The following is a 22,581-nucleotide window of genomic DNA, read 5'->3' as shown; positions in this document are numbered from 1 at the left end:
CCCGCAAGATCGCGCCGCTACCTCGGCCCTGTCGATGCGCCACCCGCAGCGCACCGCGCCCCCTCGAACGGATTCCTGTGCGCCGCCCTCTTTTTCCTCGCCTGACGCTGTCCCGAAAGATCTTCCTCGCGCTCGCGACGCTGCTCGTGCTGCTGCTGCTGATCTTCACCGCCTTCTCGATCGTCGGCCTGCAGCGCGGACTCGGGCCCTATGCGGCAGAGATCCAGATCCGCCGGATGACCTGGCTGGCCGAGGGGCTGCAGAAGAAGTACGCCGCCGACGGCAACTGGGAGTCGCTGCGGCGCGATGGCCTGGTCTGGCCGCGCCTGCAGTGGGGCGAGCGCGACATCGCCGGCGCCCAGCTGGGCGGGCGCCGCCTGCCGCCGTGGTACGGCCGGCCGGGCCCGCCACCCGGCGGGCCCGGCGACGGCTTGCTGCCGCTGGAAGGGCGCGCCTTCCCACCGCCACCGCTCGACGAAGGCGGGAACGGCGGACCCGACACGATCTTCGAGCACCTCGGCGTGACCGACGCCGAGGGCGGCTACGTGGCCGGAGCCCGTGTCAACCCGGCCGATGCAGCGCGCCTGCCGCTCATGCAACGCAACCGCGTCATCGGCTACCTCGTGCTGGCGCCGCCTGAAGTGTTTCGAGGCCGGGTCGATCGTGCGTTCCTGGCGCGCCAATCGGGCTTCATCGCCTGGACCGGCCTGGTCGGCCTGATGCTGGCGCTGCTGCTGTCGTGGCTGGTGGCGCGCCGCTGGCTCGCGCCGATCGACGGACTGAGCCGTGCCGCGCAGGAAATCGCCCATGGCCGTCTCCACACCCGCGTGAGGGTGGATGGCACCGACGAGATCGCCTTGCTCGGCCAGACCTTCAACTCCATGGCCGAACGGCTCGACACCATCGAGACCTCGCGCCGCGCCTGGCTGGCCGATGTCGCGCACGAGCTGCGCACGCCGCTGGCCGCGATGCGCGCCGAGATCGAAGCCCTGCAGGACGGCGTGCGCCGCTTCGACGACAAGACCGCGCTGCGCCTGCACCGGCAGGTGATGCGGCTCGGCCAGCTGGTCGACGACCTGCGCAGCAGCATGCGCGAGCCGGACGACGTGACCACGCACGGCACCGCCGCGTTCGCGACGGTGTTCCCCTTCATGCTGCTGACCGAGGCCGTCGAGACGATGCGCGAACGCTTCGCACAACGCTACATCGCGGTCGACACGCGCCGACTGGGCAGCGTCGACAACGGTCTGGCCATGCGTGGCGATGCGCCGCGCCTGCACCAGGTCTTCATGAACCTGCTGGAAAACGCGCTCAACTACACCGACGCCGGTGGCAGCGTGCGGCTGAGCGCCAGTGTCGAAGGCGGCACCAGCGACGGCCTGCTGCACCTGCGTTTCGACGACAGCGCGCCCGGCCCGCTGGTGCACGAGGTCCCGCGCCTGTTCGACCGCCTGTTCCGCGGCGAGGCATCGCGCAGCCGCGAGACCGGCGGCTCCGGCCTGGGCCTGTCCATCTGCCGCACCATCGTCGAAGCGCATGGCGGCAGCATCGACGCGTCGCCGTCGCCGATGGGCGGCCTGCGCGTCATCGTCACCCTTCCTCTGAGCCCCGCACCATGACCCGCATCCTCATCGTCGAAGACGAACCCGACATCGCCTCGGTGCTGCAGGACTACCTGCGGCACCAGGGCTACGAGACCGAACACATCGCCGATGGCCAGCTCGCGCTGGCGCGCATCCAGGCCGACCCGCCGGACCTGACGCTGCTCGACGTGATGCTGCCGCGGCTCGACGGCCTGGCCGTGCTGCGCGGTGCCCGCGCGCGCTCGGACGCGCCGGTGATCATGCTCACCGCGCGCACCGAGGAAGTCGACCGGCTGATCGGCCTGGAGCTGGGTGCGGACGACTACATCTGCAAGCCCTTCTCGCCGCGCGAGGTGGTGGCGCGGGTGCGCGCCGTGCTGCGCCGCACGGCCCAGGCCGCGGTGTCGAACACGCCACCGTGCGCCCTCGCGCTCGACGAGGAACAGTGGAGCGCCAGCCTGCATGGCGAGCCGCTCAACCTGACACGGCGCGAGTTCCGCCTGCTGCAGGCGCTGGCGCGCCACCCGGGCCGCATCTTCTCGCGCGGGCAGCTGCTCGAGCTGGCCTACGAGCCGGTCGACGACGTGACCGAGCGCGCCGTCGACAGCCACGTCAAGAACCTGCGGCGCAAGCTCGCCACGCTCTCGCCCTCCCACGACTGGATCCGTTCGGTCTACGGCATCGGCTTCTCGCTGGAGACGCCGGACGACTGATCCGGCCGCCACGGCGGCCACCTCGCGTTCCCATATTCCTCCGCATTCGCTGCGCACAGTCGAGGCTTCTCAACAAGGAGTCGACTGATGAAAAGACGCGATGGCATGCTGGCCGTGACGGCCGCCCTGGCGCTGAGCGGCTGCGTGATACTGCCGCCCCCGCCGCCATTTCTGCCCCCACCGCCGCCTCAGGCGTACCGCCCACCCGGCGAGGCACTGGAGCGCGGTCGCGAGCGCGACGACGATGGCCAGCCGATGTTCCGGCCCGGACGCCAGCCCTGAGCCCGCGAGGCGCGCATGCGGATTCCCCTTCCCTTCCTGGCGCTGCTGGACCTGTCGGCGGCCATCGGTGCCCAAGCCAATCTCGTGATGTCGCCCGCGACGAAACAGCCCGGTATCGCAACGGCAAGCGGCCCGGCATCGCCGCCCACTGCCGACGCTTCGCATTTCGCCTCGCAAGGCTGGTGGCTGGGCTTTCAGGACGACACGCTCAATGCACTCATCCTGGCAGCACGCCACCATGCCGGCAGCCTCCCCCCAATCTAGCGCTGGCTGGCCCGGAAGCGGGCAGCCGCCTCGAGAATCACCCATGGAATTCCTGCGCACGCTGCAAGCGCTCTGGCACGCCCTGGTCGCGCTGGCGCAGCAGATCGGCAACCTCCTCGACCGCCTGCCCTGAGCCGACGGCTCAGAACGCGGTGCCGATCTGGAACTGGAAGCTCTGGGTGCGGTCCTTCGCGATGCCGTTCGCATCGTCCGCCTTCTGGTACTTCACGGGGATGGCATAGGCCACCCGCAACGGCCCGAGCGGCGAGATCCAGCTGATGCCCAGGCCCACCGACGCCCGCAGGGCCTGCTGCGCCTTCCACTGCGCATCGGTCAGGCCGGCGCTGCGCTCGGCGAACACGTTGCCCATGTCGAAGAAGCTGTAGAGCCGCAGCGTGCGATCGTTGCCAGCGCCCGGAAAGGGCGTGCTCAGCTCGGCATTGAAGATCGCCCTGCGGGTGCCGCCTAGCGCGCCGTCGGTCACGCTGTCGCGCGGCCCGAGCGAGTTGCTCTCGAAACCGCGCACCGAGCCCAGGCCGCCGGCGTAGAAGTTCTTGAACACCGGGTAGGTCTGGCCGGCCAGCGCCTTGGCGTAGCCGAGCTGGCCGTTGACCGCCAACGTGTACTGCTTGTTGAGCGCGAAGTACTGCTGGTACTGGTAGTCGCTCTTGAGGTAACGCATGTCGCCGCCGATGCCGACCTCCAGGTTGGCCGACTGCAAGCGGCCCTTGGTCGGCACCAGCGCGCTGTCGCGATCGTCGCGCGACCAGCCGACGGTCAGCGGAATGCCCCAGACGCCCGCCTTCGTGCAGTTCGTGACCACGCCGCTGCTGGCGTCGCGGCTGCAGCCGAAGTAGTCGCCATAGGACTGCGGCACGCCGGTGTCGTAGGTCGTGCCATCGACCGTCGTGGTGGTGCCGTTGGACCCCGGGTCGAAGTGGTACTTCTCCAGGCCGATGCCGAAGAAGACGCGATCGATCTCGTTGAAGGGCACGCCGAACTTGATCGACGCGCCTTCGTGCACCAGCTCGTAGTTGCCGTCCACGTCGTAGTAGGGCCGCGACGTCGAGTAGAAGGCCGAGACCGTGCGCGAGATGCCGTCGCGCGTGAAGTACGGATCGGTGGCCGACAGCGAGATCGCCTTGCTGTACGACCCGAGGCTCACCGACAGCCCGAGGTAGTTGCCCGAACCGAAGACGTTCTCCTGCGTGATGCCGAAGCTCACCGTGACGCTGTCCGAGGTGGAGAAGCCGGCGCCCAGCTGCAGGCTGCCGGTGGGCTTCTCCTTGACGTCGACGACCAGGTCGACCTGGTCCGGCGAATCGGCGATCTCCTGCGTCTGGATGTCGATGTCGGTGAAATAGCCCAGGCGGTCCACCCGGTCACGCGACAGCTTGATCCTGTCGCCGTCGTACCAGCTCGCCTCGTACTGGCGGAACTCGCGCCGGATCACCTCGTCGCGGGTTCGGCTGTTGCCGCCGATGTTCACCCGCCGCACGTACACGCGGCGCTGCGGCTCGCCCTTGAGCACCAGCGTGACGCGACGGCGCTCGCGATCGATCTCCGGCTGCACCGCGACCTTCGCGAAGGCGTAGCCGAAGCTCGCGTAGTAGTCGGTGAAGGCCTTCGTCGTGGCGCTGACCTGCTCGCCGTTGTAGGGCTCGCCGACGCGGACGTCCACCAGCGTCTGGAACTCCTGCTCGCGCGCCAGGTAGTCGCCATCGAGCCGCACACCGGCGATCACGAAGCGCTCGCCCTCCGTGACGTTCACCGTCACGCTGAGGTCTTTGCGGTCGGGCGAGACGACCACTTGCGTGGAGTCGATGCGGAACTCCATGTAGCCGCGCGTGAGGTAGTACGAGCGCAGCGTCTCCAGGTCGGCGTTGAGCTTGGTGCGCGAGTACTGGTTCGACTTGGTGTACCAGCTCATCCAGCCGCCGCTGTCCTGGTCGAACAGGCTCAGCAGCGTGTCCTCCGAGAAGGCCTGCTGGCCCACGATGTGGATCTCGCGGATGCGTGCGGGCTCGCCCTCCGTCACATTGAAATTCAGGTTCACCCGGTTGCGGTCGATCGGCGTGACGGTGGTCACCACCGTGGCGTTGTAGAGGCTGCGGCTCACGTACTGGCGCTTGATTTCCTGCTCGGCACGGTCGGTCAGCGCCTTGTCGTAGGCGCGGCCTTCGGCCAGGCCGACCTCGGCCAGGGCCTTGAGCAGCGCCTTCGTGTCGAATTCCTTGGCGCCGACGAAGTCGACGGCGGCCACCGTGGGGCGCTCTTCCACCACGACGATCAATGTGCCGTCGCGCACGTCGATGCGAACGTCCTTGAAGACCCCGAGTTCGAACAGCGCGCGGATCGATGCCGAGCCGCGTTCGTCGGTGTAGGTGTCGCCGACATGCAGCGGCACGGTGGCGAAGACGGTGCCGGGCTCGACGCGTTGGAGCCCCTCCACGCGGATGTCGCGCACGGCGAAAGGATCGATGGCCCAGGCGGCCGGTGGTGCCAGTGCGCCGGCCACCGCAGTGGCCGCGCCCAGCAGGCGAAAGTTGGAAAAATGCATGGCGCGATGATCGGCAGCGACTGCGGAGGAATCTGGGAGACGCGCGGGCTGTGGCATCCTCACGCGCCGCGACCGATCGGCCCGCGCAGCTCGCGGCGACGCATGCACCCTGCGCTTGAACCGAAGAGACAACATCCCATGACACCACCGCTGCAACGCGCCACGGCCCGTCTGCGCCAGTTCCTCGGCGGACTGCGACCGGAGCGCGTGTTCGCCGATTCGAAGGAGCGCTGGCGCGCCGTGGCCGGCGCAGGCCTCGGCATCCTCGTCACGGCGCTGATCAGCCGCTGGTGGATCGGCACGGGAGCGCCCCAGCCCTGGCTCGTCGCGCCCCTGGGCGCCAGCGCGGTGCTGGTGTTCGCGGTGCCGGCCAGCCCGCTCGCGCAGCCCTGGGCCGTGGTCGGCGGCAACACCTTGTCGGCCCTCGTGGGCGCCGCCTGCGCGATGTTCATCGGCGACCCGGCCTGGGCCGGCGCGGTCGCCGTGGCGGCAGCCATCGCGCTGATGTTCGCGTTGCGCTGCCTGCATCCGCCCGGCGGTGCGACGGCGCTGCTGACCGCTCTCGGTGCCACGGGCTTCCAATTCGCCCTGTCGCCCATGCTGGTCAACTCGCTGCTGCTCGTCGCGGCCGGCGTGGCCTACAACAGCCTCACCGGCCGGCGCTACCCGCATGCTCAGAGGCTGCCGTCGGCAACGCCCGTCCCCCACGGGTCACGCTTCAGTGCGGCCGACCTGGACGCCGCGCTCGCCCACTACAACCAGGTGCTCGACGTGAGCCGCGACGACCTCGAAGCCTTGCTTCAGCACGCAGAGGCAGCGGCCTACGCGCGGCGCTTCGGTGCCCTGCGCTGCCGCGACATCATGTCGCCGGACCCGCTCTCGGTGCAGTTCGGCACCTCGCTGCAGGAGGCGTGGTCGATGATGCGGGAACGCAAGGTCAAGGCCCTGCCCGTGGTGGATCGCGCCCAGCGGATCGTCGGCATCGTCACCGTCGCGGACTTCATGCGGCATGCCGACGTCGGCCGGCACGACGGCATCGGTGAACGGTTGCGCAGCCTGGTGCGGCGCAGCGGCGTGTCGCACGACGACAAGCCCGACGCGGTCGGCCAGATCATGACGCGCGAGGTGCGCGTGGCGAGCGAAGGACGGATGGTGTCGGAGCTGGTGCCACTTTTCTCGGAAGGCGGACACCACCACATTCCGATCATCGATGCGGAGCGACGGCTGGTCGGCATCATCACGCAGTCGGACCTGGTGCGCGCCCTGCATCGCGCGACCTGAGGCACGACGCGCCGGCGCGATCGAACCCGCTCAGGCGCGCCTGCCGCGCCGCCGCTCGATGAAGGCGATGATCTCGCCCATGATGCCCTTGCGGAAGGCCAGCACGCAGACCACGAAGATCAGGCCCGTGACCATGGTCACCGACTCGCCCAGCGTGTTGAACCAGTCGACGGTGGTGACACGCGCCAGGAAGTTGCCCAGTTCGCCGATCTTGTTCTCCAGCAGCACCACGACCGCCGAACCGACGATCGGGCCCGACAGCGTGCCCAGCCCGCCCACCAGCGTCATCAGGATGACCTGGCCCGACGCCGTCCAGTGCACGTCGGACAGCGTGGCGAAGCCCAGCACCAGCGTCTTGAGCGAACCCGCCAGGCCCGACAGCGCGGCCGAGATCACGAAGGCCAGCAGCTTGAAGCGGGCCACGTCGTAGCCCAGCGACAGCGCACGCGGCTCGTTCTCCTTGATGCCCTTGAGCACCTGCCCGAAGGGCGAATGGATGGTGCGCACGATCAAGAGGAAGGCCGCGACGACGACGGCCAGCGCCACGTAGTACATGGTGAGGTCGTTCGACAGGTCGATCACGCCGAACAGCTTGCCGCGGGGCACGCCCTGCAGGCCGTCCTCGCCGCCGGTGAACTTGGCCTGCAGCGCGACGAAGAACATCATCTGCGCCAGCGCCAGCGTGATCATCGCGAAATAGATGCCCTGCCGGCGAATGGCGAGCACGCCGAAGAGCCAGCCCATGAGCGCGCCCGCCAGCGTGCCGGCCAGCAGGCCCAGCTCAGGCGTCAGGCCCCAGACCTTGATCGCGTGGCCGGCCACGTAGGCCGAGCCGCCGAGGAACGCCGCATGGCCGAAGGACAGCAGGCCGGTGTAGCCCAGCAGCAGGTTGAAGGCCGAGGCGAACAGCGCGAAGCACATGAGCTTCATGACGAACACCGGGTACGCCCCGGCAAAAGGCGCGACCAGCAATGCAACGAGCAGCAGCAGGTAGATGACAGTGGACAGCTTCTTCATACCGCGCTTCTTATTTCTCTTTGCCGAACAGACCGGCCGGACGAATCAGCAACACGATCACCATGATCACGAACACGACGGTGGAGGAGGCCTCCGGATAGAACACCTTGGTGAGCCCTTCGACCACGCCCAGGCCGAGCCCGGTAAGGATGGCGCCCATGATCGAGCCCATGCCGCCGATCACGACCACCGCGAAGACCACGATGATGAGGTTCTGCCCCATCAGCGGCGACACCTGGATCACCGGCGCCGCCAGCACACCGGCGAAAGCGGCCAGCGCGCAACCGAAAGCATAGGTCAGCGTGATCATGAGCGGCACGTTGACGCCGAAGGCCTCGACCAGCCGCGGGTTCTCGGTGCCCGCGCGCAGGTAGGCGCCCAGGCGCGTCTTCTCGATCACGTACCAGGTGGCAAAGCACACGACCAAGGAAGCGACCACCACCCAGGCGCGGTAGTTGGGCAGCACCATGAAGCCCAGGTCGGTCGCGCTCGACAGTGCGTCGGGCGCGTCGTAGGACAGACCGGACACGCCATAGATCGAGCGGAAGACGCCCTCGATCAGCAGCGTGAGGCCCAGCGTGAGCAGCAGGCCATAGAGGTGGTCGAGCTTGTAGATCCATCGCAGCAGCAGCCGCTCGATCAGCACGCCGAACAGGCCCACGATGACCGGCGCGGCCGCCAGCATCACCCAGTAGTTGATGCCGAAGTACTCCATCGCCATCCAGCTGAGCACCGCCCCCAGCATGAACAGCGCCCCGTGGGCGAAGTTGATCACGTTGAGCAGGCCGAAGATCACGGCCAGCCCCAGGCTCAGGATCGCGTAGAACGAGCCGTTGACCAGCCCCAGAAGGAGCTGGCTCAACAAGGCCGGCAGGGAGATATTCATGGAAGACGCTTCAACAACAACGATCGAGTTTCTGATTCACGGCGTTCCGCGCCCGGCCGCGCGGAAGGGTCGAACAATTACTTCCAGAGCGAGCAGCGCGACTCGGCCTTGGTCGTGAACACGTCCTCGCCCTTGAGCTTCTGAACGACCTTGTAGTAATCCCACGGCTGCTTCGATTCGGCGGGCGACTTGACTTCCATCAGGTACATGTCGTGCACGAAGCGGCCGTCCTGACGCACGTAGCCCTTGGCGTAGAAGTCGTCGATCGGCGTCTTCTTGATGTACTCCATCACCTTGTCGGCATCGGTCGTCTTGGTGGCCTGCAAGGCCTTCAGGTAGGTCATCGTGGCCGAGTAGTCGGCCGCCTGGATGTCCGTCGGCATGCGCTTGGTCTTCTCGAAGAACTTCTTGCCGAAGGCGCGGGTCTTGTCGTCGAGGTTCCAGTCCCAGCTGGTGGTGAGCAGCAGGCCTTCGGTGTTCTTCAGGCCCAGGCTGTGGATGTCGGTGACGAACACCAGCAGGCCGACCATCTTCATCGACTTGGTGATGCCGAACTCGCGCGCCGACTTGATCGAGTTGATGGTGTCGCCGCCCGCGTTGGCCAGGGCGAGCACCTGCGCCTTCGAGTTCTGGGCCTGCAGCAGGAAGGACGAGAAGTCCGAGGTGTTGAGCGGCGTCCGGACCGCGCCCACCACGGTGCCGCCCTTCTCCTTCACGACCTTGCTCGCATCGGCTTCGAGCGCATGGCCGAAGGCGTAGTCGGCTGTCAGGAAGAACCAGTTCTTGTCGCCGCGCGCGATCACGGCGCTGCCGGTGCCCTTGGCGAGCGCCACGGTGTCGTAGGCGTAATGCACGGTGTACGGGGTGCACTGCTCGTTGGTCAGCGCCGAGCTGCCGGCACCGTTGACCATGAAGACCCGCTTCTTTTCCTGCGCCACCTTGGCCATGGCCAGGCCGGTGCCGGAGCTGGTGCCACCGAAGAGCATCGTGAGGCCCTGCGTGTCGATCCACTCGCGCGCCTTCGACGCTGCGATGTCGGCCTTGTTCTGGTGGTCGGCCGTGAGCAGCTCGATCGGCATGCCGTTGACCTTGCCACCGAAGTCGTCGATGGCCATCTGGATGGCCAGCGCGCCGTTCTTGCCTTCCACGTCGGCATACAGGCTCGACATGTCGGTGATGAAGCCGATCTTGACCTTGTCGGTGGCCTGGGCCTGGGCCGCAGCGGCGCCGAGGAGGCCGACGGCGAGCGTGCAGACGGTAGCGATGAGGGTGCGTTTCATGGTGTCTCCTGGATGAAGGGGGTGCGGTCGATGCGGGGGTGGTGGCGCCGTGGCGGGCGGGTCATTTCCACAGTGCGCACTTGGTCTCGGCCTTGGTCGTGAAGACCTGTTCGCCGGGCAGCTTGGCGATCACCTTCAGGTAATCCCAGGGCTTCTTCGATTCGGCGGGCGACTTGGCTTCGACCAGGTACATCTCGTGGATGAAGCTGCCGTCGGCGCGGATCTGGCCCTTGCCGTAGAAGTCGTCGATCTTCATGCTCTTGAGCTGCGCCATCACCTTGTCCGAATCGGTGGTCTTGGCCGCGGCCACGGCCTTCAGGTAGGTCGTTGTGGCCGAGTAGTCGGCGGCCTGCACGTCGGTCGGCATGCGCTTGGTCTTCTCGAAGAAGCGGGCGGCGAACTTGCGGGTGTCGTCGTTCAGGTCCCAGTACCAGCTGGTGGTGTGCAACAGGCCTTCGGTGTTCTTCAGGCCCAGGCTGTGGATGTCGCTCAGGAACACCAGCAGGCCGGCCGTCTTCATCGTCTTGTTGATGCCGAACTCCTTGGACGCCTTCACGGCGTTGATGAAGTCGCCGCCAGCGTTGGCCAGCCCCAGGATCTGGGCCTTGGAGTTCTGCGCCTGCAGCAGGAAGGACGAGAAGTCCGAAGCATTGAGCGGATGACGCACGGTGCCGACCACGGTGCCGCCCTTGGCCTTGACCACCGTCGAGGTGTCGGCCTCCAGCGCATGCCCGAAGGCGTAGTCGGCGGTCAGGAAGAACCAGCTCTTGCCGCCCTTGTCGACCACCGCGCTGCCCGTTCCCTTGGCCAGTGCCACGGTGTCGTAGGCGTAGTGCACCGTGTAGGGGCTGCACTGCTCGTTGGTGAGCGCCGAGGTGCCCGCGCCGTTGTTGAAGTACACGCGCTTTTTCTCTTGCGCCACCTTGGCGGTGGCCAGCGCCGTGCCGGAGTTGGTCCCGCCGAAGACCATCGTCACACCGGCGGTGTCGATCCACTCACGCGCCTTCGAGGCCGCCACGTCGGCCTTGTTCTGGTGATCGGCCGTGAGCAGCTCGATGGGCTGTCCGAGGACCTTGCCGCCGAAGTCGTCGATCGCCATCTGGATGGCGGTGATGCCGCCCTTGCCTTCCAGGTCGGCGTAAAGGCTGGACAGGTCGGTGACGAAGCCGATCTTGACCTTCTCCTGGGCATGCACACCCGTCACGCCCAGGAGCATCGCTGCAGTTGCCAAACCGATGGCGCTCAATTGCTTGTTCATTGTTTTGTCTCTGTTGTCGTGGAAAGAAATCAGACGCCGAGCAGTTCGTTGAGCACCGGCATCTTGGCTTCGAGCTGCGATGCGCCGAAGGTCTCGACGATGCGCCCGTGCTCCATCACGTAGAAGCGGTCGGCCAGCGGCGCGGCGAAGCGGAAGTTCTGCTCGACCATGACCACGGTGTAGCCCCTGCCACGCAGCATGTGGATCATTCGCGCCAGCGCCTGCACGATGACGGGGGCGAGGCCCTCGGAGATCTCGTCGAGCAGCAGCAGCTTGGCCCCGGTGCGCAGGATGCGTGCGACCGCCAGCATCTGCTGCTCGCCGCCGGACAGGCGCGTGCCCTGGCTGTGGCGGCGCTCCGCCAGGTTGGGGAACATGGCGTAGATCTCGTCGATCGACATGCCCGGGCCCATGCCCTTGAGTACCGGTGGCAGCAACAGGTTCTCTTCGGCCGACAGGCTCGCGAAGATGCCGCGCTCTTCCGGGCAGTAGCCGAGGCCCAGGTGGGCGATGCGGTGCGTCGCCATGCCGATGGTCTCGACGCCATTGACCTGGATGCTGCCCTTGCGCGCGCCCACGAGGCCCATGATGGCGCGCATGGTGGTCGTGCGGCCGGCGCCATTGCGACCCAGCAGCGTGACGACTTCGCCGGGCTGCACCACCATGTCGACGCCGTGCAGCACGTGCGATTCGCCGTACCAGGCGTGCAGGTCCTTGATCTGGAGTGCGGGTGTCATAGGGCCCCCACGCTCGGCACTTCGTGTCCTCGCTGCCCCCCGAGGGGGCCGCGAGCTTGCTTGGGGCGGCCCGGCGCTGCGCTCATCAGTGTGCCCCTTGCAGTTGGCCGTCGGTGGTGCCCATGTAGGCCTCCATCACCAGCGGGTTCCTGGAGACTTCGGCGTACGGCCCTTCGGCCAGCACGGCGCCGCGCTGCAGCACCGTGATGGTGTCGGCGATGGTCGACACCACGCTCATGTTGTGCTCGACCATGAGGATGGTGCGGCCCACCGAGACGCGCTTGATGAGCTCGGCCACGCGGTGCACGTCTTCATGGCCCATGCCCTGCGTGGGTTCGTCGAGCAGCATCAGCTCGGGCTCCATCGCGAGCGTGGTCGCGATCTCGAGCGCGCGCTTGCGGCCATAGGGCAGGTTCACCGTGAGTTCGTCGGCGAGGTCTTCGAGCCCGACCTCGGCCAGCAGCGCACGGGCGCGGATGTCGAGCGGCTTGAGCGACCGTTCGCTCTTCCAGAAGTGGTACGAGGTGCCGAGCGCACGCTGCAGGCCGAGGCGCACGTTCTCCAGCAGCGTGAGATGCGGGAACACCGCCGAGATCTGGAACGAGCGGATGATGCCGCGCCGTGCGATCTGTGCCGGCCGCTCGCCGGTGATGTCCTGCCCGTTGAACAGGATGGCGCCGGAGGTGGGCTCCAGGAATTTCGTCAGCAGGTTGAAGCAGGTCGTCTTGCCCGCACCGTTGGGGCCGATGAGCGCGTGGATCGACCCACGCACCACGTTGAGGTCGACCTTGCTGACCGCGGTGAAGCCCTTGAATTCCTTGGTGAGCTGGCGCGTCTCGAGAATGATGTCGCTCATCTCGCGCGGGAGCCCGAAGGCTGGGAAGAAAGGTCGGTCATGCGGTGCGTCTGTTCGCGCCCACCTTGAGCGCGTCCGCATTGTTGGCGACCCCCTCCCCCGTGCCTACTGGGGCAAATGCCTATGCTGCACTGCAACCTGCGCGCGTTGAGGGCGCGCCCGTCAGCGAAGTGTCAGCGCAGCGTCAGAGTCGATCAATGCGCGCCGGCGGCCGCATCGCCGCCGCTGCCGCCCATCTGCGGCCGCGCCAGCCAGACCAGCGGGATCAGGAAGACGAACAGCACGGCCGACGCGTAGAACACGTCGTTCGACGCCAGCATGAACGCCTGCTGGTCGACCAGGCGGTTGATCTGCGCGAGCACCTGGTCGGCGCTCAAGCCGCTGCTGCTCAAGCTGTTCATCGTCGCCATCGCCGTTGCGTTGCCGGGGTTGATCGACTCCGCGAGCTGCGCGTGGTGCACGGTCGCGCGGTTGTCCCACACGGTCGTGACGACGGACGTTCCGATCGCGCCCGCCGTGATGCGCAGGAAGTTCGACAGCCCCGAGGCGGCCGGAATGCGATCGGGCGTGAGGCCCGACAGCGTCAGCGTCACCAGCGGGATGAAGAAAAACGCCATCGCGATGCCCTGGATGATCGTCGGGATCATGATGGTGCCGATGTCGGCCTGCGTGTTGAAGTTGGACCGCATCCACAGCACCAGCGCGAACACGAGGAAGGAGAAGGTCGCGTAGCGACGCGGGTCGACCTTGGCCACCGTCATGCCCACCAGCGGCGACAGCACGATCGCGAACGCGCCGACCGGCGCCAGCACCATGCCGGCCTGCGTCGCGGTGTAGCCCATGTACTGCTGCAGCCACAGCGGCATCAGCACGAGGTTGCCGAAGAAGAGCCCGTAGGCCACCGCGGTCGCCACCGCGCCCGACCAGAAATTGCGCCGTTTGAAGAGCGACAGGTCGACCACCGGGTGCTCGTCGGTGAGCTCCCAGATGATGAAGAAGACAAAGCCCACCACCGCCACCACGGCCATCGTCACGATCGCCGGCGAATGGAACCAGTCGAGCTCCTTGCCCTTGTCGAGCATCAGCTGCATGGCACCGACCCAGAGCACCAGCAACGCCAGGCCGACGCCGTCGATCGGCAGGCGCTTGATCGGCGTGTCGCGCTTGCGGTAGATCATCCACGTGATGCCCGCCGCGAGGATGCCCACCGGGATGTTGATGTAGAAGATCCACGGCCAGGAGACGTTGTCGGTGATCCAGCCGCCCAAGAGCGGCCCCATGACGGGCGCGACCAGCGTCGTCATGGCCCACATCGCCATCGCCGTCCCGGCCAGCGCGCGTGGGTAGCTTGCCAGCAGCAGCGTCTGCGACAGCGGGATCATCGGTCCGGCGACGAAGCCCTGCACGGCGCGAAACAGGATCAGCGTGGTCATGTTCGGCGCCAGGCCGCACATCCAGGAGCTGATCACGAACAGCAGGATGCTGAGCAGGAAGAGGCGCACCTGCCCGAAGCGCTGGGTGAGCCAGCCGGTGAGCGGCACGGCGATCGCGTTCGCCACGGCGAAGCTGGTGATGACCCAGGTGCCCTGGGTCGGGCTGACGCCGAGGTCACCCGAGATGGCGGGCAGCGAGACGTTCGCGATCGACGTGTCGAGCACGTTCATGAAGGTCGCGGCAGACAGCGCGATCGTCCCGAGGATCCGCGCGGAGCCCTCCAGGGGCGGATGCGCGGCGGGTGGTGCAGCGTTGGTGGCCATGGCGACGTGCCGATCAGCCGCGACCGCTCTGCGGCTTCATGGGGCGACCGAGGTTGGCCGCGATGATGCGGGCGACGTCGGCATCGGCCTCGGCGGCTCGATCGACATCGGCATACACCTGTGTCTGCGCGAAGGCGGTGCTGCGCGGTGCATCGGCCAGCGCCTTGCCGCCCTTGTCGGTCACATCGACCTCGGCGTCCATCGACAGGCCGACGCGCAACGGGCTGGCCTTGAGCTGCTCGGCGTCGAGCGCGATGCGCACCGGCACGCGCTGCACCACCTTGATCCAGTTGCCGGTGGCGTTCTGCGCCGGCAGCAGCGCGAAGGCCGCACCGGTGCCCACGCCCAGGCCTGCCACCTTGCCGTCGTATTCGACCTTCTTGCCGTAGAGGTCGGCCGTGAGCTTCACGGGCTGGCCGATGCGAATGTTGCGCAGCTGCACTTCCTTGAAATTGGCGTCGACCCACAGCTGGTTGAGCGGCACGATGGACATCATCGGCGTCCCAGCCGCCACGCGCTGGCCGAGCTGCACCGTGCGCTTGGCGACGTAGCCGTCGACCGGCGCCGGCAGCGCGACGCGCTGCACCGCGAGCCACGACTCGCGCACCTTGGCAGCGGCGGCCAGCACGTTCGGGTGCTGCTCGACGCTGGTGCCCTCGGTCAGCGACTGGTTGCTGGCGAGCTGCTCGCGGGCCGACGCGACGCCGGCCTGCGCGGCGGCCAGGGCACTCTTCGCGTTGGACAACGCCGTCTCGGAATGGTTGAGTTCTTCCTTCGACACCGCGCCGTTGCCGGTGAGCGCCTGGCGGCGCTTCAGGTCGTCCTGCGCGCGGGCGATGTCGCTCTGCGCCTTCGCGATGTCGGCCTGCTTGAGCGTGACCTGCGCGGCCAGCGAGCCGTTGTTGGCGTAGAGCGTGCGCACCTGCCGCACGGCCTGGCCCAGCGCGGCTTCGGACTGCGCGAGCGCGAGCCGGGCGTCGGCCGGGTCGAGCTGCACCAGCGGCTGGCCGGCTTTCACGAAGTCGGTGTCGTCGGCCATGATCGACAGCACGGTGCCGGTGACCTGCGGCGTGATCTGGATCACGTTGCCCTGCACGTAGGCGTTGTCGGTGTCTTCGTAGTGGCTGGCCACCAGGTATTCGTACAGGCCCCACCCTGCGCCGGCGACGACTACGACCGCGGCCAGCGCGGTGAGCGCGCGGCGGCGCTTCGGGTTGCCGGCCTTCGCGGCCGGGGCAGATGCTGCAGAGGTGGCGACTGTGTTGTTGTCCATGTCAGTGTCCTTCGAGTTCGGGCGTTGGGTGTCGCGCGATGCGCACGCACCGGATGTGTTCAGCGGGCGGTGGCGGTCTTGCCGGAGGCAGCGACAGCCACGGGCGGCTGCCATCCGCCACCCAGCGCGCGCGCCAGGCCGACCTGGGTTTCGAGCGCGCGCGCCGCGAGGTCGACCGCCTGGCGGCGTTGCGCCAGCACAGTCGATTCGGCGGTCAGCACGTTGAGGTAGTTGCCGAGGCCGGCACGGTAGCGCTGCACGGCGATGTCGTAGGCGCCTTCGGCGGCGGTCTGCGCCTCCCGTTGCTGCACCTGCTGGCGTGCCACCGATTGCGCGCTGCTCACCTGGTCGGCCGCGTCGCGCACCGCGTCGAGCACGCTGGCGTTGTAGCTTTCGATGGCGGCATCGAGGTCGGCGGCCTTGCCGCGCAGGTTGGCACGCAGCCGCCCGCCTTCGAAGATCGGCAGGCGGATGGCCGGGCCGACACCCCATTGCGCGCTGTCCGACTTCAGCAGGTTGTCCAAGCCCAGGCTCTGCACACCGACGAAGGCCGTGAGATTGACGTTGGGATAGAACAGCGTCTTCGCACCCGCCACGTCGCCGGTGGCGGCCTCGACGCGCCAGCGCGCTGCGGCAATGTCGGCGCGCCGTCCGATCAGGTCGGCCGGGATGGTGGGCTGCAGCGCCACGGCGTGCAGCGACGCCAGGCTGGGCGCGGTCAGCGCCTTCGTGGCGTCGGGGCGTGCCACCAATGCATCGAGCGCGTGTCGCGCGATCGCGATCTGCTCGTCGAGCGCCTCGATCTGCTGGCGCGCCTCAGGCAGGCCGCCTTCGCTCTGGCGCAGTTCGAGGCGCGTGTCCAGGCCGGCGGACACCCGGTCGCGCACCAGCTGCAGCGTCTCGTCGCGCTGCGCCAGGGTGCGTCTGGCAACCGTCAACTGGTCGTTCAGGCGGGCCCACTGGATGTAGCCGCGCGCGACATTGCTGGCCAGGAGAATGCGCGCGGCATCGACCTCGGCGGCCGCCGCGGTGGAGGAACCCAGGGCGCTGTCGAGCGCCGCGCGGTTCTTGCCAAAGAAGTCGATCTCCCAGCTGCCGTTGAGCTGCAGCGTTCCCACCTCCTGGATCGAGCCGGCGAGCGGTGCCGGGTAGATGTAGTTGCTGCTGAACTTCTGGCGGGTGGCGTCGAGCGAACCGTTGAGTTGCGGCCGGTCGGCCGATTCGGCCGTGGCGATGGCGGCCTGCGCGCGCGACAGCCGCGCGCGTGCCACCGCGATGTTGGGACTTCCCGCCAGCGCCTCGTCGACCAACGCATCGAGCTGGGCATCGCCGAAGCCGAGCCACCAGCAGGCGTCGACCTCGCTGGTGCCCGTGCTGAATGGCGCCCCCTTCAGGCCGAGCGAGTCGGCATCGCGCAGCTTGGCTTGGGATGCGATGCCGGACATGTCGGCGCAGCCGGCGAGCACGACCAGAACGGCCGCGGCGACCGAAAGCGCAGCACCGCGACGGAACATGAAAGGGGGACGGGTCATTTCTTTTCTCCACGGGCCGCCAGGGCCTGTGCGTTGTCGAGGATGCGACGCAAGTAGCTCTTGAGCTGCTCCCATTCGGCTTCGCTGAAGCCCGCGAGGTGTTCGTTCTGCACCCGGCTCAGGACCTCCGGCACCTGCTGTGCGGCCGCCCGGCCCTCGTCGGTGAGTTCGATGTTGACGACGCGGCGGTCCTCCAGCGAGCGCACTCGGCGGCACAGGCCCTTGGCCTCGAGCCGGTCGAGCAGCCGGGTCATCGCGCCAGCGTCCAGCAGGCATTCACGGGCCAGCTCTGCGACCGTGGTGGCCGTGCCCATCTGCAGCTTGTGCAGCGGGATCCATTGCGGATACGTCGGGCCGCCCGGCTCGGAAATCTGGCCATCCACGGCCTGCCCCACCGCCGTCATGATGCGCCGCATCAGGTAGCCGACGCTTTCCTCGGAACGGTAGGTGGCGGCCGAATAGAAGGCCGGCACCGCCAAGGGCGCCGCGTCGGACGCGGACTTCTCAGGGGAATGGGGATCGTTCATCGGGGCGCGATATTATTTGCTTAGGCAATTACTGTCAAGGCGACCTTTGCGAGGGCAACCGGTAAGTAGAATCGGTGCCCATGGCCGTCTCCGTCTCCCGCACGCCTGCAAAAGGCTCCCCGAAATCCCTGTCGGGCCTACTCCCTTTTCTCTGGCCCTACCGCTGGCAGATCGCACTCGCGGCCGTTTTTCTGGTGGCGGCCGCCGGCGCCACGCTGGTGTTCCCGCTGGCCTTGCGCCGCCTGATCGACGGCGGGTTGGTCACCACCGACCGAGGCGCGCAGACGATGGCGCTGCGCGAGCACTTCTTCGCCCTCTTCGGCGTGGCCGTGGCGCTCGGGCTGTTCTCGGCGGCGCGCTTCTACACGGTCAGCTGGCTCGGTGAACGCATCACGGCCAACCTGCGCAACGCGGTCTACGCCCATGTGCTGCGCCAGAGCCCGCAGTTCTTCGAGACGACGCAGACCGGCGAGGTGCTGTCGCGCCTGACCGCCGACACGACGCTGGTGCAGACGGTGGTGGGCTCGTCGCTCAGCATGGGCCTGCGCAATGCGGTGATGGGCATCGGGGCGCTGGGGATGCTGGTGTGGACCAATCCCTATGTGATGGGCCAGGTGCTGGGCGTGCTGGTGCTCGTCGTGCTGCCGAGCATGTGGTTCGGCCGCCGCGTGCGCAAGCTGTCGCGCGCCAGCCAGGACCGCGTGGCCGATTCGAGCGCCATCGCGGCCGAGGTGCTGAACGCCATCCCCGTGGTGCAGAGCTACACCGCGGAGGCGCGCGAGGCGGCCCGCTTCGATGCCTCGACCGACAACGCCTTCCGCACCGCGGTGCGCCGCGCCAAGGCGCGCTCGGTGCTGGTCGCCTTCATCATCATCGCGACCTCGGCCGCCTTGCTGTGGGGCCTGTACCAGGGCACGCAAGCGGTGCTGCAGGGCACGATCACCGCAGGCCACCTGGGCGAGACGGTGGTGTACGTGATCATCCTGGCGGGCGCCGCCGCCGTGCTGGGCGAGGTCTATGGCGACCTGCTGCGCGCCGCCGGCGCCACCGAGCGGCTGATGGAACTGCTGCACGCCCGCTCGGCCATCGCGTCGCCGGCGCAACCGGTCGCCGCCCCGGTGCCGCCGGCCGGCAGCAGCGTCGGCTTCGACGCGGTGACCTTCCACTACCCTTCGCGGCCGCTCACGCCCGCGCTGCGCGACTTCAGCCTGCAGGTCGCACCGGGCGAGACCGTGGCGCTGGTCGGTGCGAGCGGCGCCGGCAAGAGCACGGTCTTCCAGTTGCTGCTGCGCTACTACGACCCCGGCACCGGCCGCATCGCGCTCGACGGCGTGCCACTTGAGATGCTGGCGCTCGAGGACCTGCGCCACCGCATCGGGCTGGTGCCGCAGGACGCGGTCATCTTCTCGACCAGCGCCTTCGAGAACATCCGCTACGGCCGTCCGGACGCGAGCGCCGACGAGGTGTACGCCGCCGCGCGCGCCGCCTACGCGGACGACTTCCTGAAGGCCCTGCCCGAGGGCTACGACACCTTCCTGGGCGAGCGTGGCGTGCGTTTGTCGGGCGGGCAGCGCCAGCGCATCGCGATCGCGCGGGCGATGCTCAAGAACCCGCCGCTGCTGCTGCTCGACGAGGCCACCAGCGCGCTGGACGCCGAGAGCGAGCGCATGGTGCAGGCGGCCTTGGAATCGGCCATGGCCGGCCGTACCACCCTGGTGATCGCGCACCGGCTGGCGACCGTTCAGAAAGCGGACCGCATCGTCGTGCTGGACCACGGCGCCATCGTCGAACAGGGCACGCACGCCATGCTGGTGGCGCAAGGCGGTGTCTATGCGCGGCTGGCAGCGCTGCAGTTCACGGCCTGAGTCCGAACGCGGCCTCCAAACGCTGGCGCTACTGCAGCGTTTCCTTGAGCGCCACGGGCAGCGGCAACGGCAGCACCGGGATGCCCTCGTCGAGCAGCGCTTCGGTCTGCGCGCGCGTGGCCTGCCCGCGGATGCCGCGTTCGGCCGTCTCGCCGTAGTGCATGCGACGCGCCTCGTCGGCAAAGCGTTCGCCGACGTCTTCGGTCTTGGCCATCACCTCGCGCACGGCGCGCATCCACCGCGCTTCGGGTGAATCCGGTACGGCCACGGCATTGGCCGATGTCGATGCCGGTGCCGAAGGGCCTTCAGGCGCCTTCGCGCCGCTCAGATTGAGGCGCGGCGCCGACAGCAGCTTGATGACGGACGTGTCGGCGCAGATCGGGCAGGCGACCAGGCCGGTCGCGCGCTGTTCGTCGAAGGCATCGTTGGAGGCGAACCAGCCCTCGAAGGCATGGCCGTGCTGGCATTGGAGGTCGAGAACCTTCATGCCGGCGATTATCAGTCGCCGTTCGCGGCGGGCAGGGTCTGCCAGTCGAGCGTCCACACGCCCGACAGGACGTTCTGCAGCCAGAGCATGCAACTGTGCGTCTTGGCGTCGGTCACGCGGCCGTCGCGGCAGCCGTCGAAAAGCTCCTGCGGCGTGGCCGTGAACACATCGACGAACTCCCCGTGGTCGAGCTGGCGATCGCCGAGCGTCAGCCCGCGGGCGAAGAAGATGTGGATGATCTCCGTGGAGTAACCGACCGCCAGATGCATCAGGCCCGCATAGGCCCACTCGCGGGCGGTGTAGCCGGTTTCTTCCAGCAGTTCGCGCTGGCCGCAGACCAGCGGCAATTCCCCCGCGTCGAGCTTGCCGGCCGGAAACTCGGTCATCACCTGCCCCACCGGGTAGCGGTACTGCCGCTCGAGCACGAGGCGGCCGTCGTCGAGCAGCGGCACCACCACCACGGCACCCGGGTGGATCACGTACTCGCGCGTCGCCGTCTGGCCGTCGGGCAGGCGCACGGTGTCGCGCTTGGCGTGGAGAAAATTGCCCTCGAAGAGCGACTCGCTCGCGATGCCCTCTTCCTTCAGATGCGCGTCGTCCATGGGGTCAATTCCTGTGTTTAAGCAGATAGCGCCAGGTGAAGCCGGGAAAGGCCAGCACGATGAAGAGCGCGCCGGTGATGGCGTAGAACTCCCAGCCCTGCGGCGCGATCTGCCCGACCCGGCGCTCGAACAGCAATCCGATGCCGCCGACGATGACATAGAGCAGCACCAGTTCGGCCAAGCGCAGCGCGAGCGACTTCTTGCCGCCGGTGCCGACCGGGATGCAGGCCAGCAGCCGCTCGTTCACGAACGGCAGGTTCGCCGCCACCAGGGCCAGCAGCAGGACCAACCAGACCGAGGCGCTTTGCGACACGCCGCCGTCAGTTCGCCAGCGTGGCCACGATGGCCTGGGCGCACAACGTCATCAGGCCGCCGGGCACGATGCCGAGGATCAGGATCAACGCGCCATTGACCGTGAGCACTGCACGCACGTCGCGCGGTGCCGACACGGTGGTCGCCGTGACCGGTGCGTCGAAGTACATGACCTTCACGATGCGCAGGTAGTAGAAGGCACCGATCAGCGACATGATCACCGCGAACACGGCCAGGCCGATGTAGACGGCCTGCCCCGACGCGATGAGGGCCTGCAACACGGCCAGCTTGGCGTAGAAGCCGACCAGCGGCGGCAGGCCGGCCAGCGAGAACATGGCGATGGCCATCACGCCGGCATACAGCGGGCTGCGCTGGTTGAGGCCGGCCAGGTCGGTGATCTCTTCGCTCTCGAAGCCTTCACGCGCCAGCAACAGGATGATGCCGAAGCTCGCCAGCGTGGTCAGCACATAGGTCACGACGTAGAACATCGAGGCGCTGTACGCGAACTGCGCGTTGTAGGTGCTGCCGTTGACCACGCCAGCCACCAGGCCCAGCAGCATGAAGCCCATCTGCGAGATGGTCGAGTAGGCCAGCATGCGCTTGAGGTTGGTCTGTGCGATGGCGGCCAGGTTCCCTACCAGCAGCGAGGCGACGGCCAGCACCGCGAGCATCTGCTGCCAGTCGATGGCCAGCGGCAGCATGCCTTCGACCAGCAGGCGGATGATGATGGCGAAGGCGGCCAGTTCAGGCGCGGCGCCGATCAGCAGCGTGATCGCCGTCGGTGCGCCCTGGTAAACGTCGGGCACCCACATGTGGAACGGCGCGGCGCCGACCTTGAAGGCCAGCCCGGCCACGACGAAGACCAGGCCGAACACCAGCACCTGGTGGTTCACCTTGCGGCTCGCGATCGCTCTGAAGACCTCGTTGACGTCGAGCGAACCGGTCGCGCCGTACATCATCGACAGGCCGTACAGCAGGAAGCCGCTGGCCATGGCGCCGAGCACGAAATACTTCATGGCGGCTTCGCTGGCGGTCGCGTTCTCGCGGCGCAGCGCCACCAGGGCATAGCTGGAGAGCGTGAGCAATTCCAGGCCCAGGTAGATCATCAGGAAGTTACTGCCCGAGATCATCACGAACCCGCCCAGCAGCGAGAACATGCTGAGCGTGAACATCTCGCCACCGCGCAGCATGCCGCGGTCTGCCGCATACGGCCGGCCGTAGACCAGCGTCACCATCAGGGCCACGGTGGCGAAGCACTTGAGCCAGTTGCCCATCGGGTCGCTCACCACCATGCCGCCGAAGCCGTAGACCGTGTGGCCGTTGTAGGCATTGAGGCCGGTCAGCGCCGCCACCACCGCCAGCGTGAGCAGGGTCAGGATGTAGGTGCGGGTGCGGCGGGCGTCGGTGGTCGACAGGTCCACCAGTGCAATGATGCAGGTCATGACCAGCAGCACCACTTCGGGGTAAATCGCCATCCAGCTGAGTTTGTCAATCATCTCGTTCTCTTGT

At 67.9% G+C, this 22,581-nt stretch carries 21 protein-coding genes; 6 read left to right on the top strand and 15 right to left on the bottom strand.

The genetic code is table 11. The features are described from left to right. Positions 1-77 precede the first annotated feature (77 nt). From ACSFA2_RS14100 to ACSFA2_RS14085, 4 genes are all read left to right on the top strand, one after another. Positions 78-1,619 (top strand): ATP-binding protein, encoded by a 1,542-nt coding sequence (locus tag ACSFA2_RS14100; RefSeq protein WP_435455937.1) that lies wholly within the window; start codon positions 78-80, stop codon positions 1,617-1,619. Next, a complete protein-coding gene (locus ACSFA2_RS14095) occupies positions 1,616-2,296 on the top strand; it encodes a response regulator (protein WP_435455936.1) in 681 nt (226 codons plus the stop codon). Before ACSFA2_RS14100 ends, ACSFA2_RS14095 begins: the two co-directional genes overlap by 4 nt. A gap of 87 nt (positions 2,297-2,383) precedes the next feature. Beyond that, complete coding sequence (locus tag ACSFA2_RS14090) at positions 2,384-2,578, top strand: hypothetical protein (protein WP_435455935.1); 195 nt, start codon at positions 2,384-2,386, stop codon at positions 2,576-2,578. A gap of 15 nt (positions 2,579-2,593) precedes the next feature. Continuing rightward, positions 2,594-2,842 (top strand): hypothetical protein, encoded by a 249-nt coding sequence (locus ACSFA2_RS14085; RefSeq protein ID WP_435455934.1) that lies wholly within the window; start codon positions 2,594-2,596, stop codon positions 2,840-2,842. 142 nt (positions 2,843-2,984) lie between these two features. Here the strand turns inward: ACSFA2_RS14085 and bamA are convergent, their stop codons facing one another. Beyond that, on the bottom strand, positions 2,985-5,402 hold the full coding sequence (gene bamA, locus ACSFA2_RS14080) for an outer membrane protein assembly factor BamA (protein WP_435455933.1): 2,418 nt from the start codon (positions 5,400-5,402) through the stop codon (positions 2,985-2,987). A gap of 138 nt (positions 5,403-5,540) precedes the next feature. Here bamA and ACSFA2_RS14075 point away from each other — a divergent pair, with 138 nt between their 5' ends. Next, positions 5,541-6,683 (top strand): HPP family protein, encoded by a 1,143-nt coding sequence (locus tag ACSFA2_RS14075; protein ID WP_435455932.1) that lies wholly within the window; start codon positions 5,541-5,543, stop codon positions 6,681-6,683. Between the two features lie 30 nt (positions 6,684-6,713). Here the strand turns inward: ACSFA2_RS14075 and ACSFA2_RS14070 are convergent, their stop codons facing one another. The 10 genes from ACSFA2_RS14070 to ACSFA2_RS14025 all read right to left on the bottom strand — a co-directional run bounded on the left by ACSFA2_RS14070 (position 6,714) and on the right by ACSFA2_RS14025 (position 17,806). Continuing rightward, positions 6,714-7,700 carry a branched-chain amino acid ABC transporter permease gene (locus ACSFA2_RS14070; RefSeq protein WP_435455931.1) on the bottom strand — a complete coding sequence of 329 codons (987 nt, stop codon included), beginning with the start codon at positions 7,698-7,700 and terminating at the stop codon, positions 6,714-6,716. Between the two features lie 10 nt (positions 7,701-7,710). Beyond that, a complete protein-coding gene (locus ACSFA2_RS14065) occupies positions 7,711-8,586 on the bottom strand; it encodes a branched-chain amino acid ABC transporter permease (RefSeq protein WP_435455930.1) in 876 nt (291 codons plus the stop codon). Between the two features lie 77 nt (positions 8,587-8,663). Then, the gene (locus ACSFA2_RS14060; RefSeq protein WP_435455929.1) at positions 8,664-9,866 is read right to left on the bottom strand and encodes an ABC transporter substrate-binding protein; all 1,203 of its coding nucleotides are present in this window, start codon (positions 9,864-9,866) and stop codon (positions 8,664-8,666) included. Positions 9,867-9,927: 61 nt separating this feature from the next. Next, on the bottom strand, positions 9,928-11,082 hold the full coding sequence (locus ACSFA2_RS14055; protein WP_435456248.1) for an ABC transporter substrate-binding protein: 1,155 nt from the start codon (positions 11,080-11,082) through the stop codon (positions 9,928-9,930). Positions 11,083-11,153: 71 nt separating this feature from the next. Further along, positions 11,154-11,861, bottom strand: coding sequence for an ABC transporter ATP-binding protein (locus ACSFA2_RS14050; protein WP_435455928.1), 708 nt, complete (start codon positions 11,859-11,861; stop codon positions 11,154-11,156). An 85-nt stretch (positions 11,862-11,946) separates the two neighbouring features. Further along, on the bottom strand, positions 11,947-12,717 hold the full coding sequence (locus ACSFA2_RS14045; RefSeq protein WP_435455927.1) for an ABC transporter ATP-binding protein: 771 nt from the start codon (positions 12,715-12,717) through the stop codon (positions 11,947-11,949). Positions 12,718-12,911: 194 nt separating this feature from the next. Beyond that, a complete protein-coding gene (locus tag ACSFA2_RS14040) occupies positions 12,912-14,474 on the bottom strand; it encodes a DHA2 family efflux MFS transporter permease subunit (protein WP_435455926.1) in 1,563 nt (520 codons plus the stop codon). Positions 14,475-14,487: 13 nt separating this feature from the next. Next, a complete protein-coding gene (locus ACSFA2_RS14035; protein ID WP_435455925.1) occupies positions 14,488-15,747 on the bottom strand; it encodes an HlyD family efflux transporter periplasmic adaptor subunit in 1,260 nt (419 codons plus the stop codon). A 59-nt stretch (positions 15,748-15,806) separates the two neighbouring features. After that, positions 15,807-17,279, bottom strand: coding sequence for an efflux transporter outer membrane subunit (locus ACSFA2_RS14030; RefSeq protein WP_435455924.1), 1,473 nt, complete (start codon positions 17,277-17,279; stop codon positions 15,807-15,809). Further along, the gene (locus ACSFA2_RS14025; RefSeq protein ID WP_435455923.1) at positions 17,276-17,806 is read right to left on the bottom strand and encodes a MarR family winged helix-turn-helix transcriptional regulator; all 531 of its coding nucleotides are present in this window, start codon (positions 17,804-17,806) and stop codon (positions 17,276-17,278) included. The genes ACSFA2_RS14030 and ACSFA2_RS14025 overlap by 4 nt, the downstream gene beginning before the upstream one ends. Positions 17,807-17,886: 80 nt before the next feature. On the opposite strand from ACSFA2_RS14025, the gene ACSFA2_RS14020 reads away from it, so the two are divergent. Then, a complete protein-coding gene (locus tag ACSFA2_RS14020) occupies positions 17,887-19,671 on the top strand; it encodes an ABC transporter transmembrane domain-containing protein (RefSeq protein ID WP_435455922.1) in 1,785 nt (594 codons plus the stop codon). A 28-nt stretch (positions 19,672-19,699) separates the two neighbouring features. Here the strand turns inward: ACSFA2_RS14020 and ACSFA2_RS14015 are convergent, their stop codons facing one another. Genes ACSFA2_RS14015 through nuoN form a run of 4 tightly spaced genes read right to left on the bottom strand, consistent with a single transcriptional unit; the run spans position 19,700 to position 22,568 of the window. Beyond that, positions 19,700-20,158, bottom strand: a complete 459-nt coding sequence (locus ACSFA2_RS14015; RefSeq protein WP_435455921.1) for a DUF1178 family protein — start codon at positions 20,156-20,158, stop codon at positions 19,700-19,702. 11 nt (positions 20,159-20,169) lie between these two features. Further along, the gene (locus tag ACSFA2_RS14010) at positions 20,170-20,760 is read right to left on the bottom strand and encodes an NUDIX domain-containing protein (RefSeq protein ID WP_435455920.1); all 591 of its coding nucleotides are present in this window, start codon (positions 20,758-20,760) and stop codon (positions 20,170-20,172) included. 4 nt (positions 20,761-20,764) lie between these two features. Beyond that, complete coding sequence (locus ACSFA2_RS14005) at positions 20,765-21,073, bottom strand: DUF2818 family protein (RefSeq protein WP_435455919.1); 309 nt, start codon at positions 21,071-21,073, stop codon at positions 20,765-20,767. A gap of 7 nt (positions 21,074-21,080) precedes the next feature. Then, positions 21,081-22,568, bottom strand: a complete 1,488-nt coding sequence (gene nuoN / locus ACSFA2_RS14000) for an NADH-quinone oxidoreductase subunit NuoN (protein ID WP_435455918.1) — start codon at positions 22,566-22,568, stop codon at positions 21,081-21,083. Between the last annotated feature and the right edge of the window lie 13 nt (positions 22,569-22,581).

The sequence above is a fragment of the Variovorax cryoconiti genome (assembly GCF_051216395.1).
In the GTDB taxonomy this organism is placed as follows: domain Bacteria; phylum Pseudomonadota; class Gammaproteobacteria; order Burkholderiales; family Burkholderiaceae_C; genus Variovorax.
The sequence above is the reverse complement of the archived record's forward strand: the minus strand, read 5'-3'. Positions and strand labels throughout refer to the sequence as shown.